The 17,433-nt window shown below is 61.7% G+C and carries 19 protein-coding genes; 7 read left to right on the forward strand and 12 right to left on the reverse strand.

The features are described 5' to 3' along the window. Positions 1 to 130 precede the first annotated feature (130 nt). Together DZG07_RS08285 and DZG07_RS08290 are read right to left on the reverse strand one after the other, a co-directional pair. Entirely contained in the window at positions 131 to 1,003 is an 873-nt protein-coding gene (locus tag DZG07_RS08285) for a phosphoribulokinase (RefSeq protein WP_119815856.1), read from the reverse strand. Positions 1,004 to 1,018: 15 nt separating this feature from the next. Further along, on the reverse strand, positions 1,019 to 2,071 hold the full coding sequence (locus DZG07_RS08290) for a class 1 fructose-bisphosphatase (protein WP_091917626.1): 1,053 nt from the start codon (positions 2,069 to 2,071) through the stop codon (positions 1,019 to 1,021). Between the two features lie 121 nt (positions 2,072 to 2,192). Here DZG07_RS08290 and DZG07_RS08295 point away from each other — a divergent pair, with 121 nt between their 5' ends. Beyond that, positions 2,193 to 3,140: a LysR family transcriptional regulator gene (locus DZG07_RS08295; protein ID WP_119815859.1), complete on the forward strand. Its 948-nt coding sequence runs from the start codon at positions 2,193 to 2,195 to the stop codon at positions 3,138 to 3,140. 6 nt (positions 3,141 to 3,146) lie between these two features. Here DZG07_RS08295 and DZG07_RS08300 read toward each other — a convergent pair whose 3' ends face one another. The 6 genes from DZG07_RS08300 to DZG07_RS08325 are packed head-to-tail and all read right to left on the reverse strand — an operon-like array spanning position 3,147 to position 8,294. Beyond that, a complete protein-coding gene (locus DZG07_RS08300) occupies positions 3,147 to 3,779 on the reverse strand; it encodes a hypothetical protein (RefSeq protein WP_119815862.1) in 633 nt (210 codons plus the stop codon). Continuing rightward, complete coding sequence (locus DZG07_RS08305; RefSeq protein WP_119815865.1) at positions 3,779 to 4,657, reverse strand: ABC transporter permease; 879 nt, start codon at positions 4,655 to 4,657, stop codon at positions 3,779 to 3,781. Before DZG07_RS08305 ends, DZG07_RS08300 begins: the two co-directional genes overlap by 1 nt. Next, positions 4,654 to 5,439 (reverse strand): ATP-binding cassette domain-containing protein, encoded by a 786-nt coding sequence (locus DZG07_RS08310; RefSeq protein ID WP_119815868.1) that lies wholly within the window; start codon positions 5,437 to 5,439, stop codon positions 4,654 to 4,656. The genes DZG07_RS08305 and DZG07_RS08310 overlap by 4 nt, the downstream gene beginning before the upstream one ends. Before the next feature lie 60 nt (positions 5,440 to 5,499). Then, complete coding sequence (locus DZG07_RS08315; protein ID WP_119815870.1) at positions 5,500 to 6,003, reverse strand: hypothetical protein; 504 nt, start codon at positions 6,001 to 6,003, stop codon at positions 5,500 to 5,502. Between the two features lie 41 nt (positions 6,004 to 6,044). Next, positions 6,045 to 7,019: a YVTN family beta-propeller repeat protein gene (locus DZG07_RS08320; protein WP_119815873.1), complete on the reverse strand. Its 975-nt coding sequence runs from the start codon at positions 7,017 to 7,019 to the stop codon at positions 6,045 to 6,047. A 24-nt stretch (positions 7,020 to 7,043) separates the two neighbouring features. Then, positions 7,044 to 8,294: an ABC transporter substrate-binding protein gene (locus DZG07_RS08325; RefSeq protein ID WP_119815876.1), complete on the reverse strand. Its 1,251-nt coding sequence runs from the start codon at positions 8,292 to 8,294 to the stop codon at positions 7,044 to 7,046. Between the two features lie 260 nt (positions 8,295 to 8,554). Between DZG07_RS08325 and DZG07_RS08335 the strand changes: the two genes are divergently transcribed. From DZG07_RS08335 to DZG07_RS08355, 5 genes are read left to right on the forward strand one after another with little or no spacing between them, the layout of a single operon-like run. Next, entirely contained in the window at positions 8,555 to 9,745 is a 1,191-nt protein-coding gene (locus DZG07_RS08335; RefSeq protein ID WP_119815882.1) for a (5-formylfuran-3-yl)methyl phosphate synthase, read from the forward strand. After that, positions 9,742 to 10,380, forward strand: a complete 639-nt coding sequence (locus DZG07_RS08340; RefSeq protein WP_119815885.1) for a dihydroneopterin aldolase — start codon at positions 9,742 to 9,744, stop codon at positions 10,378 to 10,380. Before DZG07_RS08335 ends, DZG07_RS08340 begins: the two co-directional genes overlap by 4 nt. 1 nt (position 10,381) lies before the next feature. Beyond that, a complete protein-coding gene (locus DZG07_RS08345) occupies positions 10,382 to 10,933 on the forward strand; it encodes a flavoprotein (RefSeq protein WP_119815889.1) in 552 nt (183 codons plus the stop codon). Beyond that, positions 10,926 to 12,323: a DUF6513 domain-containing protein gene (locus DZG07_RS08350; RefSeq protein ID WP_119815892.1), complete on the forward strand. Its 1,398-nt coding sequence runs from the start codon at positions 10,926 to 10,928 to the stop codon at positions 12,321 to 12,323. The genes DZG07_RS08345 and DZG07_RS08350 overlap by 8 nt, the downstream gene beginning before the upstream one ends. After that, on the forward strand, positions 12,323 to 12,925 hold the full coding sequence (locus DZG07_RS08355; RefSeq protein ID WP_119815895.1) for a DUF447 domain-containing protein: 603 nt from the start codon (positions 12,323 to 12,325) through the stop codon (positions 12,923 to 12,925). Before DZG07_RS08350 ends, DZG07_RS08355 begins: the two co-directional genes overlap by 1 nt. 7 nt (positions 12,926 to 12,932) lie before the next feature. On the opposite strand, the gene DZG07_RS08360 is transcribed toward DZG07_RS08355, so the two are convergent. Next, complete coding sequence (locus tag DZG07_RS08360) at positions 12,933 to 13,982, reverse strand: hydantoinase/oxoprolinase family protein (RefSeq protein ID WP_119815898.1); 1,050 nt, start codon at positions 13,980 to 13,982, stop codon at positions 12,933 to 12,935. A gap of 41 nt (positions 13,983 to 14,023) precedes the next feature. On the opposite strand from DZG07_RS08360, the gene DZG07_RS08365 reads away from it, so the two are divergent. Further along, positions 14,024 to 14,731 (forward strand): HisA/HisF-related TIM barrel protein, encoded by a 708-nt coding sequence (locus tag DZG07_RS08365; RefSeq protein WP_119815901.1) that lies wholly within the window; start codon positions 14,024 to 14,026, stop codon positions 14,729 to 14,731. A gap of 201 nt (positions 14,732 to 14,932) precedes the next feature. Here the strand turns inward: DZG07_RS08365 and fae are convergent, their stop codons facing one another. The 3 genes from fae to DZG07_RS08380 all read right to left on the reverse strand — a co-directional run bounded on the left by fae (position 14,933) and on the right by DZG07_RS08380 (position 17,413). Continuing rightward, positions 14,933 to 15,439: a formaldehyde-activating enzyme gene (gene fae / locus DZG07_RS08370; RefSeq protein WP_091913341.1), complete on the reverse strand. Its 507-nt coding sequence runs from the start codon at positions 15,437 to 15,439 to the stop codon at positions 14,933 to 14,935. A gap of 170 nt (positions 15,440 to 15,609) precedes the next feature. Further along, a complete protein-coding gene (locus tag DZG07_RS08375) occupies positions 15,610 to 16,452 on the reverse strand; it encodes a triphosphoribosyl-dephospho-CoA synthase (RefSeq protein WP_119815904.1) in 843 nt (280 codons plus the stop codon). 4 nt (positions 16,453 to 16,456) lie between these two features. Next, the gene (locus DZG07_RS08380; protein ID WP_119815906.1) at positions 16,457 to 17,413 is read right to left on the reverse strand and encodes a RimK family alpha-L-glutamate ligase; all 957 of its coding nucleotides are present in this window, start codon (positions 17,411 to 17,413) and stop codon (positions 16,457 to 16,459) included. Positions 17,414 to 17,433 lie beyond the last annotated feature (20 nt).

The following is a 17,433-nucleotide window of genomic DNA, read 5'->3' on the forward strand; positions in this document are numbered from 1 at the left end:
CCGGTATCGGTTTCTCGACCGCTGGGCAGAGAAGGTCGGTCAGCCCGCGTGCGAGGATCTCGATCATGCGTTGAAGTCTCGATGAAATCGGGCGAGGGGGCGTTCTGCGGGTGCTCATCATCATCACTCCTCACGACATCCGGTTCTGGCGTTCGATCAGTTGCAGGATCAGCGGGGTCAGGATCAGTTGCATGGCGAGGTCGAGCTTGTTGCCCGGCACGACGATCGAATTTGCTCGCGACATGAAGCTGTCGTGGATCATCGACAGCAGGTAGGGGAAGTCGATGCCGCGCGGCCTGGCGAAGCGGATGACCAGCATCGATTCATCCGGCGTCGGTATCCAGCGCGCGATGAACGGGTTCGACGTGTCGACGATCGGCACGCGCTGGAAATTGATGTCGGTCAGCGTGAATTGCGGCGTGATGTAGCGGATATAGTCCGGCATCCGGCGCAGGATCACGTCCATCACCGCCTCGGCCGAATAGCCGCGCGTGGTGCGGTCACGATGGATCTTCTGGATCCATTCGAGATTGATCACCGGCACGACGCCGATCTTCAGATCGGCGAACTTCGCCAGATCGACCTTATCGGTCACCGCGCAGCCATGTAGCCCTTCGTAGAACAGCAGCTTGCTTGGCTCGAATTCGCGCCATGGCGTGAAGGTGCCGGGAGGCTGGCCGTAGAGCTTGGCTTCCTCCTCGTCATGGACGTAGGTGCGGGTCTTGCCGGAACCGCGGCGGCCATATTCCTCGAAAACCGATTGCAAGGTTTCGAGTTCGTTGGCCTCGGCGTTGAAATGGGTGAAGTTGGGATTTCCCCTCTTTTCCTCCTCGGCGACCTTTTCCTTCATCGCGGCGCGGTCATAGCGATGGAAGGCGTCGCCCTCGATGAAGGCAGCGTCGATGTTCTCACGCCGGAAAATCTGCTCGAAGATGCGCTTGACCGAGGTCGTTCCCGCGCCTGAAGAGCCGGTGATCGATATGATCGGGTGCTTGGCTGACATGCTGAATTCTCCCGATCAGGCGCGAAACAGGCCGCGATTGCCGAACAGCGGCGAGCGTTCGCCTATGCTCGACGGATCCGTGTGGTAGCGGGTGATGCGCGCCACTTCCTTGGCCGAGCCGAAAACCACCGGCACGCGCTGGTGCAGGCTGTTCGGTTCGATTTCGAGGATGCGGCCGATCGTGTCGGTGGCCGCGCCGCCGGCCTGCTCGATCAGGTAGGCGATGGGGTTTGCCTCGTAGACGAGGCGCAGCCGGCCTTGTCCGTAGCCGCGGCGCTTGTCGCCCGGATAGAGGAAGACGCCGCCGCGCATCAGGATGCGGTAGCAGTCAGCGACCAGCGAGGCGATCCAGCGCATGTTGAAGTCGCGCTCGCGCGGGCCTTCGCTGCCCTTCAGGCAGTCGTCGACATAAAGCCGGACGGCCTCGTCCCAATGGCGGTAGTTGGCGGCGTTGATGGCGAATTCATGCGCGCGGGTTGGCACGATCCGGCTCTCATAGGCCTGGACGAAGGTGCCTAACCGTGTCGACTGGACGAAGACATGTGTGCCGCTGCCCAGCGAGAGCACGAGCGCCAGCTGCGGGCCGTAGATGAAGAAGCCGGCACCGATCTGCTTTTCGCCCGGCTGCAAAAAAGTGGCGGCCGGGTTGCCGTCCGGCGCGCCAGTTGCAGGGAGGAGCGAGAAAATCGTGCCGATAGAAACATTGGTGTCGATGTTGGACGAGCCGTCGAGCGGGTCGATGGCGATGCAGATCGGGGCATCCTTGTTGAGCAGGACCGGCTGCTCCAACTCTTCGGAAGCGTAGAGGGCGACGGGTGCGTGGCGCATTGCGTCGAGGAAGATGTCGTCGGCGTAGACGTCGAGGTCCTTCTGGGCGTCGCCGTCGGCGTTGAAGCCGCCGCGGGTTCCAGCGAAGGCCTTGCCGAGCACGCCCTGATTGATGGTGTGGCGGACCTTGACCGCGGCCTGTGCGAGCTGGCGAACCGTCGCGGCAACCGCCGCGCGCAGATCGTCTTGCTCCTTGCCGACATAGGAATTCAGAACCGCATCAAGGGTTGCCACAGTCATTGTCGTCTCCTCCGCCTGTTCCGGTTGGAGTGGTCAGGCACAGGGGAATGAGAGCAAAGCGATGAGGATAAGTAAAATTTAATAACTTTACCTAGTCAGTAAAATTCTCTTATTATGCTGTATGCGCAACCTGACCCTCAAGCAGTTCCGGGCCGTCGAAGCCATCGTCTCCCACGGCAAAATCATCAATGCTGCCAAGGTGTTGGGACTTTCGCCGCCGGCGATCACCATCCAGTTGCGGCAGATCGAGGAAGAACTTGGCCTGCAGCTCTTCGATCGCACCAATGAAGGTATGCGTCCGACTGCCGCAGGTCTGGCCTTCGTCGACACGGCGCAGGCGATCGAGGAACGCATGCGGCTGCTGGCGGACCAGATCGACGCGATCAAGGGCGTGCGCACCGGCAGCCTGAGGCTCGGCGTGGTTTCGACGGCCAAATATTTCGCGCCGAGGATGATGGCGGCCTTCATGAAGGATTATCCCGACATCGATATGCGGCTTGCCATCGGCAACCGTGCAGAGACCATCGCCCGCCTGAAGAACCATGAGGTCGATATCGCGCTGATGGGCCGGCCGGCGAAGGACGTGCCGGTGCGGGCGTCGGCGTTCGGCGATCATCCGCTGGTGATCATCGCTGCCCCGGAGCATCCGCTGGCGAGGGCGCGCGACATTTCCAAGGAGCGCATCGCGCGCGAAAACTTCCTGATCCGCGAGCCGGGCTCCGGCACGCGCATTTCGCTGGAGATTTTCCTGAGCGAACTGCCCGGACGGCTCGACGATCTCGGCATCGAGATGGATTCCAACGAGACGATCAAGCAGGCGGTGATGGCGGGGCTGGGCATCGCCTTCATCTCCGCGCACACTATCGCCTTCGAGGTGGAAGCGGGGCGGCTCGTCATTCTCGATGTCGCCGGCATGCCGATCCGGCGGCAATGGTTCGCCGTCATGCGCACCGACCACGCAATCTCGCCGGCGATGGCGACGTTCCATGATTTCCTGATGCGCAAGGGCGCGATGTATCTGCCGCTGTTCGGAAAGCTCTATCCTGACCCGGAAGTGAAACGCAGCTGAGCTAAATCACTTCTTGGGAAGGGTTTCCGCGACCGTTTTCGCCAGCTGATACAGCCGCTGCTCGATCAATGTCGGCACCTCGCAGACATAGGTCAGCGATTGCACGCGCTCTTCGAACACGCGCGTCTGCCAGGTCAGTTGATCGGTGCGTTTCGTCACCTCGTTCTGGTCGGCATCGGGCTTGTTGCGCAATGCATCGACATCGGACGACTCTTTCCGCAACGCCGTCGCCAGTTCCAGCTGCTTGTGCGCATAGCGGGCAATGCCGGAAATGACATGCGAGCGCTCGGCGTTCATGTGGTCGAATAGCCCCTGAACCAGCATGGTCAACTGCGGCTCCAGCTTCTCAGGCGGCAGAGTGGCGGCGAACTCCTTGATCTCCTTCTGCGCTTCCGGAAGCGGCAGGCGCCGGGCCGCCAGTTCCTTCACACGGTCAGAGATATCCTCGTCATTCGACCAGTCTTTCGACGCTTCGGGAAGGTCGGGTCCGTTCCATATCTGGCCGAGCGAAAGTTCCGGCACCTTGCGCTGGATGCAGGGCCAGTCGGGATCGTTGTTGGCGGCGGCAAGCGCTGAACTGGAGAAGCTGGAGGCCAGCAGAATGGCTGTCAGGCAGCGAACAGGGCCGGTTCGTCTCATCAGGCATTTCCTCCCGTATCCTGTTTGCGGTTCATGAGACCGCGTGATGGGTCGTAGGCGATGATCGCCCCGCCAAGGAACAGCAGCGTGCAGCCGAGAACCACCGCCAGCGAGAGCCAGTCGATCTGGCCGTAGAAGGCGAAGCGCACCAGTTCAACGGCATAGGTGAACGGGTTGGCCAGGCAGATCTTGTAGAGCAGGGGGCTCGATTCCTGGATGCGCCATAGCGGATAGAGCGCCGGCGAGGCGAAATAGGCCGGGAAGATCACGAAATTCATGATGCCGGCGAAGTTTTCGAGCTGTCTTATCATCGAAGACAGCAGCATGCCGAGCGCGCACAGCATCAGCCCGGACAGGAACAGGGCCGGCAGCACCATGACATAGCCGATAGGCGGGGCCTTCACGCCCCAGAACCAGGCGACGACCAGAAATGCATAGACCTGCGCGATCGAGACCGTGACGCCAGCGAGCAGCTTCGACACCAGCAGGAACCAACGCGGGAAGGGGCTGACCAGCAGGGTGCGTATATTGCCCATCTCGCGGTCATAGACCATCGACAGCGACGACTGCATGCCGCTGAACAGCAGGATCATGCCGCATAGGCCGGGCGTGATGTAGACCTCGTAGAGGACATATGTCTTGTAGGGCGGGATGATCGAGACACCCAGCACCTGGCGGAAACCGGCGGCGAAAATGAACAGCCACAGCAGCGGCCGCACCAGCGAGGAGATGAAACGCTCGCGCTGGTGGATGAAGCGCAGGCCCTCGCGCAGCAGGATGCCTTTCAGGCAGATGAGATAGTTGACCAGCCTGTAGGGTTTCGAGCGCACGGGCACGATGCCGGCACCGGTCGCGTTTGTGGGCAAGGCCGTGCTCATGTCTGCGCCCCCGTTGCCTTGCGCGCGTCGAGCCCGCTCAGTTGCGAAAACGCTTCGCGGATCGTCTGCTTGCCAGTCGATTTCACGACATCTGCGACGCTGCCCTTGGCAACCAGGTTGCCCTCGCGCAGCACCACGACATGATCGCCGTCGTCGACCTCATCGATGAGGTGGGTGGCCCAAAGCACGCCGATGCCTTCGGTCACCACGAGCCGTCTTATGGTGGCAAGGATGCTGGCGCGCGACTGGATGTCGAGGCCGACGGTGGCTTCGTCCAGCAGCAGCAGCGAAGGGCGGTGGAGCAGAGCGCGCGCAATCTCGACACGCCGCATCTGGCCGCCGGAAAGGCTGCGCGCCTTGTCATGCAGCCGATCACTCAATTCGACGGACGCCAGCAGCGCGTCGATGCGCTGGCGGGCATCACGCGTGCCGATGCCGTGAAGCGAGGCGTGGTAGGACAGGTTCTGGTAGACGCTGAGATCGAGGTCCAGCGTGCGCGCCTGGAAAACGATGCCGAGCCGCCGCAGCGCCTCGCCCGAGGCGCGATCGATGTCGTGGCCGAAGATGCGGATGGCGCCGTTGCGCGTGTTGTAGAGATGGCTGATCAGCGAGAACAGCGTCGTCTTGCCGGCGCCGTTCAAACCGAGCAGCACGGTGAAGCTTGCCGGGGCGATGGAGAAAGACACGTCGGACAGCGCGCGTTTCGAGCCATAGGAATAGCTGAGCGCGGCGACATCGAGAGCCGCCACACTGCCATGTCCATTGGTCTTCACGTGCTGCAAGCTGGATTTCTCCTTCCCTGCTGTGCAGGATAGCCCGCAAGTCGGCTCCGCTCCATCGGACTATTTGATGGTGATCGTGCCTTTCATGCCCTTGTCGGCGAGATCGGGCACGGACCATGTGTAGATGCCGGGGCGTACGGTGGTGAACTGGACCTGGATGGTGCCGTCTGCGTCGTATTCGAGCCAGGCGGGTGCGCCGTTCATGTGGACTTCGAGGTCGTTGATGACGATCTGGTTCATCCAGACATTGCGGAACAGGTCGGTCACGAATTTGTATTCCAGCCCGCCCGCAGCCGAGATCTTCCAGCGGTAGCCTTGCCCGGCGATCAGCTCGAAGTCCTTCTGGTTGGCGGTGAACTGGTCTTCCTTGGTGCCGAGGATCAGTTCGGGCACATCCTTGCTGGCGCGGGTGATCTGCTCCTTGCCGCCGCTCGCCGGCTCCGTGGCGGTGGCAGCAGCAGCAGGCTTGTCGTCATCGTCGTCGGCATCCTGCGCCCAGCCGTGCGAGGCCGACAGTGCCGCTCCCATCAGTGCCGCGAAAGCGATCGTGCGGTATTTCCTCATTAACGTCTCCTCCTTTGTTGCCTGCGAAAACTCTCTGCCGCTCAGTTCGGCGACACGACCACCCCCCATGGCAGCGCTCCGACCGTGACCGACTGGGTTGGCTCGTCGGTGGCGACATCGATGAAGGTGATGTCGTTGGATATGCCGTTGGTGCTGATGATCGTCTTCTGGTCGGGGGTGAAGGCGAGCTGCCAGACGCGCTGGCCGACCAGCACATATTTCTCGACCTCATAGGTCTCGGCATTGACCACCGCCACCCGATTGGCCGGCCCGAGCGCGACATAGGCCTTCTTGCCGTCGGCGGTGATCCTGATGCCGACCGGCTGGATAGACTCTGCACGCAATCCGGGGATTTCGAAGGTGATCTTGTGCGTCACCTCTCGGCTTGCGTTGTCGATGATGGACACCGTGCCGCCGATCTCGGCGCTGACCCAGACCTCCGAGCCATCCGGCTTGAACTCGGCAAAGCGCGGGCGCGAATCGACCAGCACATTGTTGACGATCTCATGGCTCTCGGTGTCGATGAAATGGGCCATGTTGGTCGTTTCCGAGGTGTTGACCATGACCTTGCCGTCGGGGCTGACGCCCATGCCCTCCGGCTCGACGCCGACCGGCACTTCGGCCAGAACCTTCTTGGTGGCGACATCGATGACGGTGACGAGATTGTCGTCCTCATTGGCGACATAGAGCTTCTTGCCGTCTGGAGACAGAACGAACAGTTCCGGATCGGGGCCGGACGGCAGCGTGTCGACGATCTCCAGGGTTGCCGTGTCGATGACCTCGATGGTGTCGTCGTCGCTGGCGCAGAGATAGACGAATTTGCCGTCATGGGAGATGGTGATGCCGCGCGGGCGCTGACCGACATTGACGGTCTTGACCACTTCCATCGTCGTCGAATCGACGACGCTCATCGTGTTGTCCTTCTCGTTGGAGACATAGACCATATAGGCCCAGGCCGGCGAGGCCACGCAACCTCCAGCCAAGGTCGCGGCCAGCAATGCCAATCGTCTTCCCATTCAAAACTCCTCCCGACTTGACGCTTATCTAAAGTGGCATTTGGTCTCCGGCTGGTCGACCCCGAGCGTGTCGAGCTCGGAAACCTGATGCAGGAAACCTTCCTGTGGCGAGGTCGTGACGACGGATTTTGCGTCGCCGAGGAAAATCGGCTGACGCAGCTGCCAGTTCCATTTGCGGAAGGTCAGCTTCTGGCCCTTGAAGGCTGCGATGGAAAAATCGTCAGAGCGAATGAAGGCCTCGATCTTGGCCGGGTCCGCACCTTGCGTGCGCGTGGCGGCGTCACCGAGGATGCGGGCGGCAGTCCACGCTGCCATATCCTTGGAAAGCATGCGCCGGCCTGCATATTTGGCAAAGCGGTTCTGGATCTGCGAGCCGCCCCATTGCTCGCTGGCCGGATGCCAGCCTGACGGGATCAGGCCCGCAGTGCCGGCGACAGGACGCGGAATCCAGGTGCGAAAGGGAACATAGCTGCCGAACACTTCGCTCTCGTCGGCGACCAGCAGCACATCATGGTCGGGCAGGTCCTGGGTGAAGACTGGCATCTGCCGCTGAATCTGCACGACACCGGAATCGGTGCGGCGGGCGGTGCCGGTGTCCTTGAATTCCTTTTCGGCAACGATCTGGCCGCCGAAGCGGGTTGCGGCGCGGCGCAGCGCCTCGGCGAACAGCTTGTCCTTCTCATGCGAGCCGTAGATCAGAGCCCATTTGGGCCATTGCTTCCAGATCAGATACTGCGCCAGCCCGTCGGCCAGCATGGTCCGCGTCGGTGCCGTGTGAAAGACGTTGACGCGGCATTCCTCCTCGCGCAGGACGTCGTCGGTCGCTCCGACATTGAAGATCAAAACACCGTGATCGCGCGCGATATCGGCGATCGACAGCAATTGCTGCGCCGAAATATCGGCAAGCAGATAGCGATCGCCCTTGGCGACCATCTCGTTGAAGACGGCAACGACATCGGCACCCGGCTTCACCTCGGTGACGTCGAGTACGAATTTCTGGCCTAGAAAGGAGCCGGTCGTGTTGTTGTCGTTGAGCGCGACATTGGCGCCGGCGACACCTTCGTCGCGTGGCGCAATGTCGAGAACCGAAAGCGCAAGCTGCGGTTCATAGGCGCGCAGATAGCCGATCTTGATCTCTGTAACCTGCTTTTCGGGCTTAGCGGCCTGAGCCTTCGGTGCAGGGGCGGCCTCCTGAGAGGCGGCTGGGCCAGCGTTGACGCTTGCCAAAAAAAGGGCGATGAAGACTGCGAGAGTGTTTGGCACCATACTCTTCATAGATACTCGTTCTTCTTGCATACGCCGTCGCCCGATCTAAACCGGGAGATGCAGAATTTCGGTGCCACGATGAACTTAACCCACGAGAAAAATTTATCAAACCCCGTAAGTCTACTTTTGCGGGCAGCTTTCGATGTTTGCCCGATCTCCGGTTTTGGCAAGGTGTCCAATAGGACAAGAAGCGGCGATTTGCGGCTCGTGCCCTGCATGGATTATCGCTATCGTGACATGCCGGTTTCGTGCCTTGAGGACCTGACCAAATGACAAAAATGCTGGCGAGCGTAAACGGGGTAGAAGAGGCGGAGATCGCCCTGACAGGCGGCGCCGATATCGTCGACCTGAAGGACCCGAAGGCCGGAGCGCTCGGGGCCGTGGCGGTCGAAATCGTCCGCCAGACCGTTGCGGCCGTTGCGGGGCGACGGCCCGTCAGTGCGGTGTGCGGCGATCTGCCGATGGTGCCGGAAACGATCCGCGCCAGGGCCGAGGAAATCGCGGCCACCGGTGTCGATTATGTCAAGGTCGGCTTCTTCCCGTCCGACGATGCGGCGGCCTGCGCAGAGGCGCTCGCACCGCTGGCCCAACGGACGAAACTGATCGCGGTTCTGTTTGCCGACCTCAAGCCGGACCTTGAGTTGCTTCCGGTGCTGGCCAAGAACGGCTTTCACGGTGCGATGATCGACACGGCTGACAAGGCGGGCGGGCGATTGCTCGACCACATGCCGCCAGAGCGTATTCCGGGCTTCATAGACCGCTGCAGGGCGGTGGGCTTGATCGTCGGACTGGCCGGATCCTTGGAAACGCCCGACATTCCTCGCCTGCTGCCATCCGGGCCGGATTTCCTCGGTTTTCGCGGCGCGCTCTGCGATCAGTCGCGGCGTACCGGTGCAATCGATCTCGAGGCAGTCAGGCAGATACGCGAACTCATCCCCGAAGAACGCCCGGCCGGCAGCGCGTCGAGCGTCGATTACCGCCTGCTGGCGGCGCGCGGCTATTCGCCGGGTGCTGCCGATCCGACACTCGGAACCGACAAGATATTCGTGCGCGATTTCGTCGTGCCGGTGCAGATCGGCGCTTACAGCTTCGAGCACGGGCATACGCAGAAGGTGTGCTTCAACGTGACGGCCGACGTGTTGCGCGTGACCAACGCGCCGGAAGACATGCGCCACGTCTTTTCCTACGACATCATCATGGACGGCATCCGCACCATCGTCGCGCGTGGCCATGTCCAGTTGAGCGAGGCGCTGGCCGAGCAGGTCGCGGCGCTGGTGCTCGAAGACCCGCGGGTTATGCGCGTCGTCGTGCGGGTGGAGAAGCTGGAGCTCGGACCCGGCGGCGTCGGCGTCGAGATCGAGCGCAAGCGCGCCAAGGAACAGACATCGTCGTTGCACCCGACCGCGCCGTCGCATGGCGGCGGCTTGATTGGCCGGGGCAAGAAGGGCGCCTCTTCATGAAGCGCAGTGTCGTCAAGCTTGGCGGCAGCACGGCCTTTCATGCCGAGATGCGGGAATGGATTTTTGCGCTTGCGACGGCTGGCATGCCGCTGGTCGTCGTGCCGGGCGGCGGGCCATTTGCGGATCAGGTTCGCGACGCGCAGAAGCAGATGAAGTTTTCTAACCAGGCTGCCCATTTCATGGCGATCCTTGCGATGGACCAGATGGGGCTGGCGATCGTCGAGATGCACGACCGGCTGGTGCCGGCTCGGACCTTCGAAGAGATCGATGTGGCGCTGGAGCGGAGGGAAATTCCGATCTGGCTGCCTTCGCAGATGTGCTTTTCGGCGACCGAGATTCCCCAATCCTGGGACATGACCTCGGATTCGCTCGCGGCATGGCTTGCCGGCAAGATTGGTGCGGGGGCGCTGCTGTTGGTCAAGCAAACCAATGCTTTCGATGAAAATTCTCAGATTTTGAATCTGGTTGCCGACGGCGTCGTCGATCCTCTTTTGCCGATGATGCTGAAACCGGCGACGGGCTTTTTCCTTGCCGGGCCGGCTGCGCTTGTGACTGCGAGACATCGGTTCGCTGCGGGCGAAGTGCCCGGTGTGAGGATTGGCGCGGATAGACCCTTGGCCAGGGGAGCCGCATAAAATGGCAAAGCTGCATACGCCGCGCTGGGCCTGGGTGCTGACGGGTTCCGGCCATTTCTTCACCGAGAGCTTTGCCCTGATCCACGAACTGGAGCATTGCGATATCTTCGTCACCAAGGCGGCAAACGAAGTGCTGCGCATGTACAAGCTCAAGCTCGATTTCCCTGACACGATGCGCGTTCTCCACGACAAGACATCGAGTTCGGTGCCGGTCGGCGGCTTCTATCACGGCGTCTACCATACGGTGGTGATCGCGCCGGCCACCTCCAACACCGTCGCCAAATGCGTGCTCGGCATTTCCGACACCATCGCCACCAATGTCTTTGCGCAGGCCGGCAAATGCCGGCTGCCGGCAATCGTCTTTGCCTGCGATACCGCGCCCGAGCTTGAGACGATGGCACCGGACGGTATGGTCAAGGTCTACCCAAGGCCGATCGACCTTGAGCACACCGAGCGCCTGAAAAGCTTCGAGCGCACCAAGGTGGTGGAGTCGCTGGCCGACCTTCAGGCGGCTGTGGCTGCGCGCCGGGCCGAACTCGAACGCCATGGCTGAGCGGCTCGTTTTCCTCACCGGCCATCTCGCCCGGTCGCGGCTGGAAAAGCTGCTGGCCGGACTTGGCCAGACAGAATTCGAGTGGGAGATCGTCGACATCGGGGTGAAGGTCGCGGCGCTGATGACCGAGGAGATCATCAAGCGGCGGCTGACGCTGCCGAAAGGCACCGACCGTGTCATCCTGCCGGGACGTTATCGCGGTGAGCTTGAACGGCTGTCGGCGCATTTCGATGTGCCGTTCGTGCGCGGACCCGACGAGATCGCCGACCTGCCGTCCTTTCTCGGACGCGCCGGCGAACCGCCCGACCTGTCGCGCCACGACATGCGCATCTTTGCCGAGATCGTCGATGCGCCGATGCTGTCGGTTGCCGGGCTGCTGGCGCGCGCAAATGTCCTTCGAACGGCGGGGGCTGACGTTATCGACATTGGCTGCCTGCCTGAGACGCCGTTTCCGTTGCTGGGGGAGGCGGTGCGCGCGCTTAAGGCGGAAGGTTTTTCTGTCAGCGTCGACTCGGCAAGCCTCTACGAGCTGAAAATCGGTGCGCAGGCGGGGACGGACTATTTGCTGAGCCTGACCGAACATACGCTGCCGCTGGCGTTCGATTTTCCGGTCACACCAGTATTGATCCCCTCGGTGCCCGGCGATCTGGATTCACTCGGCCGCGCCATCGAGGCTGCGCAGAAAGCGGGAATAGCTTTCATTGCTGATCCCGTTCTCGATCCGATCCATTTCGGTTTCGCGCAGTCGATCGGTCGCTTTATCGAAGCGCGGCGGCGGTGGCCCGAGATCGAATTGCTGATGGGCACCGGCAATCTCACCGAACTGACGGACGCCGACAGTTCGGGCGTGACGGCGCTGCTTGCTGGGCTCTGTTCGGAGCTTTCGGTGCGCAATGTGCTGACCGTCCATGTCAGCCCACATACGGTGCGGACGGTGGAGGAGCATGACGTCGCCCGCCGCATCCTGTTTGCCGCGCGCAACGATGGCGCGCTGCCGCGTAGCTATCATGCCGGCCTGCTGCAGGTGCATGACCGCAAACCCTATGCGGCGACCATCGAAGACATAGAGGCCCTTGCCGGTTCGGTGCGCGACGCCAATTTCCGCATCATGACGGCCGAGGACGGCATCCATATCTTCAACAACAGGGGCCATGCAGTCGCAACGGACGCGTTTGAACTGTTTTCCGGTCTGGGCGTTGAGAAGGATGGCGCTCATGCTTTTTATCTCGGCGCCGAGCTGATGAAGGCCGAAATCGCCTGGCGCCTTGGCAAGCGCTATGCGCAGGACGAACCGCTGGCCTGGGGCGTTGCCGCACCCGCGCCGGAAACCGATCGCACCCGCCTTGCGGAGGCGGGTCACACGCTGCGGGCGAAGAAAGAGGGTTCGTGATGCCTTACATTCGCGAGACGATCATCACCACGGCTGACAAAAGCGGTAATGTCCACATTGCGCCGATCGGCATCATCGCGGAGAAAGACGGCTGGATCATCGCGCCCTTCCGGCCTTCGACCACGCTCGACAATCTGGCGCAGGTTCCCTTCGCCATCGCCAACTATACCGACGATGCGCGCATCTTTGCCGGCTGTCTGACCGGGCGCAAGGACTGGCCGACCGTTGCCGTGAAAGGCTTTGCCGTTCCGCGCATTGAGGCTGCGCTGGCGCATTCGGTGCTGGAAGTCGTTCATGTCGATGATGACGGCTTACGGCCAAGGCACTTCTGCCGCGTGGTGTCGGAGGAAATGCATGCGCCGTTCACCGGTTTCAATCGGGCAAAGGCGGCGGTGCTGGAACTGGCGATCCTTGTCAGTCGGCTTGGCATGCTTTCGCGTGACAAGATCGAGGCCGAAATCGCCTATCTGACGATTTCCATGGACAAGACGGCCGGCCCCGAGGAGAAGGAAGCCTGGGGCTGGCTGATGGAGCGCGTGACTGCGCATTTCGCCGACACCGATGCCAAGGGCGAGGATGTCCAGGTGAAATCGGCGGTATAGGCGTCGATCAGCCCTTCTTCGGCAAATCGCAGGCCAGAATGGCAAGCGCTGCGGCAGGTGCGGCGCTGCTGGCCTCGCTGCTGCTTTCCTCCGTCGCAGGGATCAGATCGGCGAAATCGATGAAGCGCCGCTCCAGTCGATCTGCCAGCCGCTTTAATTGCGGGCGTCCGATGCCCGCACCGACTAGCGGCGCGTCCGGTCTGGCGGCAAGCTTTCCCGCCACTCGAAAAGCCGCGTCATGAATCGTTCGGAGTTGCTGCTCGCTGAACCAGCCGGCGAGTTCGCGCCATTCCGGCGCGGTCAGGTCGGACGTATCGCGGCCGACCATGCGGGCGATGCGAGCGATAGAACCGTCCACCGTTTTTGCCTGGCCATCTGCGGCGGGTTGCTTGTCGTCGGCTTCGTCGAGCACGCCGAGAATGCGATGCGCGTCAGCAATCGAGGCGAAATACTCGTTCATCAGCGGCGTCATCCGGCCACGAACCGGGGCTCCGGAAGCAACGCCGATCAGGGCGCTGCGGGTGAAGCCCGTATAGACGAGCTCACCGGTGAGCAGCCTTTCGGCATCGGTGTAACCGTCATTTGCAACGACACCACCTTCCGTGACGAGGATGTCGGTGGTGGTCGAGCCCATGTCGACGAACAGCGCATCGCCGGTGAGTTTCGCCACGAGGGCAGCGCTCGCATGCCAGTTGGCGGAGGCGACGTCCATGGCAAGCGACACTGCGCGGTCAGGGCTAACGAAGCCGGAGCGGCCGGCATAGATATGTGCCTCGCCGGGGAAATGGTCGGAGATCATCTGAAGCAGCGTTGCAATGCCTGCCTCGCGCGACGGAAAAATGTCCGAAAGTTCGCCGGTCATGGTGAAGGCGTTGAGGCTGCTGCCTTCAAACAGCGGCAATGCTTCGCGGATTGCGGCGGTAAGGCGATCGAGGCCGTGCCAGATCGGCGTCGCCAGCGTCAGTGCCTCGACGATGCGGCCGTCTTCCGCGCGCGCGACTTTCAGATGCGCGCCGCCGATGTCGCAGCCGACGGTGATGTGCTTTTCTTTTGTCACGCTTCAGGCTTTCATGGATTGATTCAACTGGACATTGCCGCATGCGTATCATCCCCGTTCTCGACCTGAAAGGCGGGCAGGTCGTCCGCGCCGAACAGGGCAGGCGGGACCGCTACAGGCCGATCATCACGCCGCTCAGCGCCAGTGCCGAGGTAGTGGCTGTGGCCGAGGGTTTGCGGGGTTTGCATCCGTTTTCGACCTTCTACATCGCCGATCTCGACGCCATCGAAGGCCGTGCGCCAAATGAGGATGCACTGTCGCGGCTGAGGGGAATGCCGCAGCCACCGGAGCTGTGGGTGGACGCCGGGCTCGCAGATGAGAGGGCATTCGCTAGCGCTCTCGGCACACCGTCGCTTTGTCCCGTTCTGGGATCGGAGTCGCAGGCCGATGAGGTATTGCTCAGACGCTTTATGAGCCATCCCGATCTCATATTGTCCCTCGATTTTTTCGCCAACGGTTTTCGCGGACCAGAAGCCCTGCTCGCAAATCCGGACATCTGGCCGCAAAGGGTTATCGTCATGACGCTGGCCAAAGTCGGCGCCGCCTCAGGTCCTGATTTCCCGAGGCTTAGGGAGATCAAGGCGAAGGCTGGAAACCGTATGGTGATTGCCGCCGGTGGCGTGCGCAATGAGGCGGATTTGCTTGAACTGTCCTCGCTCGGCATCGCCGCCGCTTTGGTCGCGACGTCGCTTCACGACGGCACGCTGACCCCGGCACAGATCGAAGCGCTGGCTGACAAGTCGCCCTGAACTCAGCCCAAACAAACTCGTCCCGCACGCTTGCAGGCTGAAACTCGTCCCGCACGCTTGCAGGCTGGTCGCACAAGCAGTCATCCGAAGGATCAAAGAATCCTTCGGATGGGGAGATCAAAATCCCAAGAGCTTTTTCAGCCGGCGCAACAGACCATCCGGCTCTGCAGAGGGCTTTACCTGTGCGGGGCTGTCTCTTGTCTAGGCGCCGAACGGATGCTTGACCTTGTCCCGCTGGGCAGTGGCTTCGGCGGCTGTCGGCGTGCCTGCGATGGCGCGCTGAATGGCTTCCTTGGTTGCCTTGTAGTTGTATTCCTGGATCTTGGCGTCATCATTGGCTTCCCAATGGATGAACACGCCGACGCAGATGAAAATGTCATCGGCTTCGTTGGCGGGAATGATCCCTTCAGCAACGCTGTCCTGCACCGCTTTTGCAACGGCGAACTGTGCCGGGCCGAACATCTGCACTGCCTGCTTGGCGCCCTTGATCGTGACCTTGTTGAACATCACGGTGTTGGGCTTGCACTGAAGATTGGGCGCGATCACTGCAAGAAGCGAAGTGAAGCCGTCCTTGTTGTTGGTGAGCGCGTTGCAGAACGCGGTCTCGACCGCACTCCCTCTCGGGCCAATCAGAAGGTCGATGTGGGCAACTTCGTTGCCGTCTCCGACAAGCGATTCACCGACCAATACTTTAGAAATTTTTGCCATGCCAATTTCTCCTCCAAGACACAATTATGGTGTCCACAGATGCCGCGACCGAGCGGGCGCTCGATGGACAGCTATCCTTGTTGGCAGCGCCCGGGGAAATCCGGACCGGTTGGCTAGATAGCCGCGAAAGCGTTGCTTCCGCGAAGGAAATTCAACCATCAACGTTTCTATTATGCAAGGCGAAGCCGGAGATTGTGGACTAAAAGACAAGCTACGGTGAGATCGGCCGAGGTGCCGGGGTTAATGCCGCGCTGCTTGAGGCGTCCGTCGAAGGCTGCGAGGATGCGAATGCGGTCTTCCTGATCGCCATTGCGGCCTATCGCGGCGCGAACGATCGCGGCTTCTTCGCGCACCTCTTCTGCAATTGCCTGTCCGTATTTTCGCAGCACATGGCTGTCCGGAATGGCACTCAGAAATTCCATGTATGCGAATACGGTCGGCCACATGCCGCTTTCGCCGCGGACTGTCGCGGCTTCCAGCGCCGGCAACCCAAGTTCGAAAATGTCCTTGTAGCCGGTGACATATTGCTGGGCGATGCTGTCTCGCGCCGATGCCTCGCGCATGGCTTCGAGCAGATGCGCGGTCGGCTTTTCGCGGACATCGTGCTGCGACGACGACCCGAGACCGCCGGGGGAGGCGAGTACGATCGCCTCGAATACGGCGGCGGTGTCTTCCAGATCCATGTCCCGCAGGGCTTCGTCGAGACTTTTGCGCAGGTCGTCATTGTTCGTTTCGGCTGCGAGCATGAGAGGCGCGCATAGCAGGATAATGCCGAGATTGGTGTTGGTGCCGACAGCGTTGCGCGTGGCGCGCACCGCTTCGAGGATGCGCGTTCCGAGCGGCAGCTTCGGGTCGGTGAGCGGCTCGGACGAGACGCTCGCGCTGGTCATGAATTGCGCGACGGTCATGTCATGACCCTCGGCGAAGACGTGCACATTGCCCGGTTTGAAGGCTTCGATTTCCTGCCGGCAGGCGTCTTCATAGGCGATGCGGATGTCGCTGCGGGTAAGCATCGGCTTACGACTTCGCGACGGCCATGGGAAATGGCTCGATCAACCTGAGCGGCGGGCGTGCCTGACCGCGCGTGTCGAGAAAGGCGAGCAGGGACTCCGCAATTGCCTCCGCGATGTTAACGGCCACCACCGACTGCAATCCCGACCAGGCCGGCATGCTGTTGACCTCAAGAACGTGCAGGCTGCCATCAGCCGCCGGCACGATATCGACGCCGGCGAAGTCTGCGCCGACTGCGGCAGCGGCGGCGAGCGCCAGTTCTGCAAGTTCGGCCTCGATCTCGCCCGAGATCGCTTCAGGTGCCGCACCGCGATTGACGTTTGTTATCCAGTCATCGCCGCGCCGCGCCATCATCGCCAGTACCTTGCCGGCGCAGACGAAAACCCGGTAATCGCGAAACGGTGGACCGGCGCGTGGAACGTAATGCTGGAGATAATAGACGCCGTTGATCTCCTCCTCCGTGGGAAGGTCGGACAGTTCGCGTATAAGCCTTATGCCCCGGCCTTGTGCCCCGAACAGCGGCTTGAGCACCAGCGGTGTCTGGGGCAATTCACGCGCCGTGATCGCGGTTGCGGCTTCCAGTCCCTCAATGGCGAAGGTCGTTGGTGTCGGAACATCGGCGTTCTTTAGCAGGAAAGTCGTCATCGACTTGTCGACGCAACGCTCTATCGCCTGTGCTGAATTCCAGACGGGAACGCCATGCTTGCCGAGCGCGTGCAACACGCCAAGGCGGCGCGTGACCGCCTCGAAAGATCCGGCCGAAATCGAGCGGACGATGACGGCATCGGGCAATTCGCCTGCGTCGAAGCCGGGAATGGCGAGGCCACTGTGGCTCGTCGTGTCGAAAGCGATGGTGGAAAGCGAGGCCGTCGTCACCTCAAAGCCTCTTTCACGCAAGGCAGAGAGGAGCCGTTTCGATTGCGGCCCGGCATTATCGTTGACGACGAGTATTCTGGCCTTCACGCAATGATTCCCTTGCCGGC

It is taken from the genome of Mesorhizobium sp. DCY119 (genome assembly GCF_003590645.1).
Taxonomy (GTDB): domain Bacteria; phylum Pseudomonadota; class Alphaproteobacteria; order Rhizobiales; family Rhizobiaceae; genus Mesorhizobium_M.

What these genes read in the sequence shown, in the direction of transcription:
- DZG07_RS08285 (WP_119815856.1), bottom strand. Translation starts at nt 1,003, where the DNA reads ATGTCAGCCAAGCACCCGATCATATCGATCACCGGCTCTTCAGGCGCG.
- DZG07_RS08290 (WP_091917626.1), bottom strand. Translation starts at nt 2,071, where the DNA reads ATGACTGTGGCAACCCTTGATGCGGTTCTGAATTCCTATGTCGGCAAG.
- DZG07_RS08295 (WP_119815859.1), top strand. Translation starts at nt 2,193, where the DNA reads ATGCGCAACCTGACCCTCAAGCAGTTCCGGGCCGTCGAAGCCATCGTC.
- DZG07_RS08300 (WP_119815862.1), bottom strand. Translation starts at nt 3,779, where the DNA reads ATGAGACGAACCGGCCCTGTTCGCTGCCTGACAGCCATTCTGCTGGCC.
- DZG07_RS08305 (WP_119815865.1), bottom strand. Translation starts at nt 4,657, where the DNA reads ATGAGCACGGCCTTGCCCACAAACGCGACCGGTGCCGGCATCGTGCCC.
- DZG07_RS08315 (WP_119815870.1), bottom strand. Translation starts at nt 6,003, where the DNA reads ATGAGGAAATACCGCACGATCGCTTTCGCGGCACTGATGGGAGCGGCA.
- DZG07_RS08320 (WP_119815873.1), bottom strand. Translation starts at nt 7,019, where the DNA reads ATGGGAAGACGATTGGCATTGCTGGCCGCGACCTTGGCTGGAGGTTGC.
- DZG07_RS08325 (WP_119815876.1), bottom strand. Translation starts at nt 8,294, where the DNA reads ATGAAGAGTATGGTGCCAAACACTCTCGCAGTCTTCATCGCCCTTTTT.
- DZG07_RS08335 (WP_119815882.1), top strand. Translation starts at nt 8,555, where the DNA reads ATGACAAAAATGCTGGCGAGCGTAAACGGGGTAGAAGAGGCGGAGATC.
- DZG07_RS08340 (WP_119815885.1), top strand. Translation starts at nt 9,742, where the DNA reads ATGAAGCGCAGTGTCGTCAAGCTTGGCGGCAGCACGGCCTTTCATGCC.
- DZG07_RS08345 (WP_119815889.1), top strand. Translation starts at nt 10,382, where the DNA reads ATGGCAAAGCTGCATACGCCGCGCTGGGCCTGGGTGCTGACGGGTTCC.
- DZG07_RS08350 (WP_119815892.1), top strand. Translation starts at nt 10,926, where the DNA reads ATGGCTGAGCGGCTCGTTTTCCTCACCGGCCATCTCGCCCGGTCGCGG.
- DZG07_RS08355 (WP_119815895.1), top strand. Translation starts at nt 12,323, where the DNA reads ATGCCTTACATTCGCGAGACGATCATCACCACGGCTGACAAAAGCGGT.
- DZG07_RS08365 (WP_119815901.1), top strand. Translation starts at nt 14,024, where the DNA reads ATGCGTATCATCCCCGTTCTCGACCTGAAAGGCGGGCAGGTCGTCCGC.
- fae (WP_091913341.1), bottom strand. Translation starts at nt 15,439, where the DNA reads ATGGCAAAAATTTCTAAAGTATTGGTCGGTGAATCGCTTGTCGGAGAC.
- DZG07_RS08375 (WP_119815904.1), bottom strand. Translation starts at nt 16,452, where the DNA reads ATGCTTACCCGCAGCGACATCCGCATCGCCTATGAAGACGCCTGCCGG.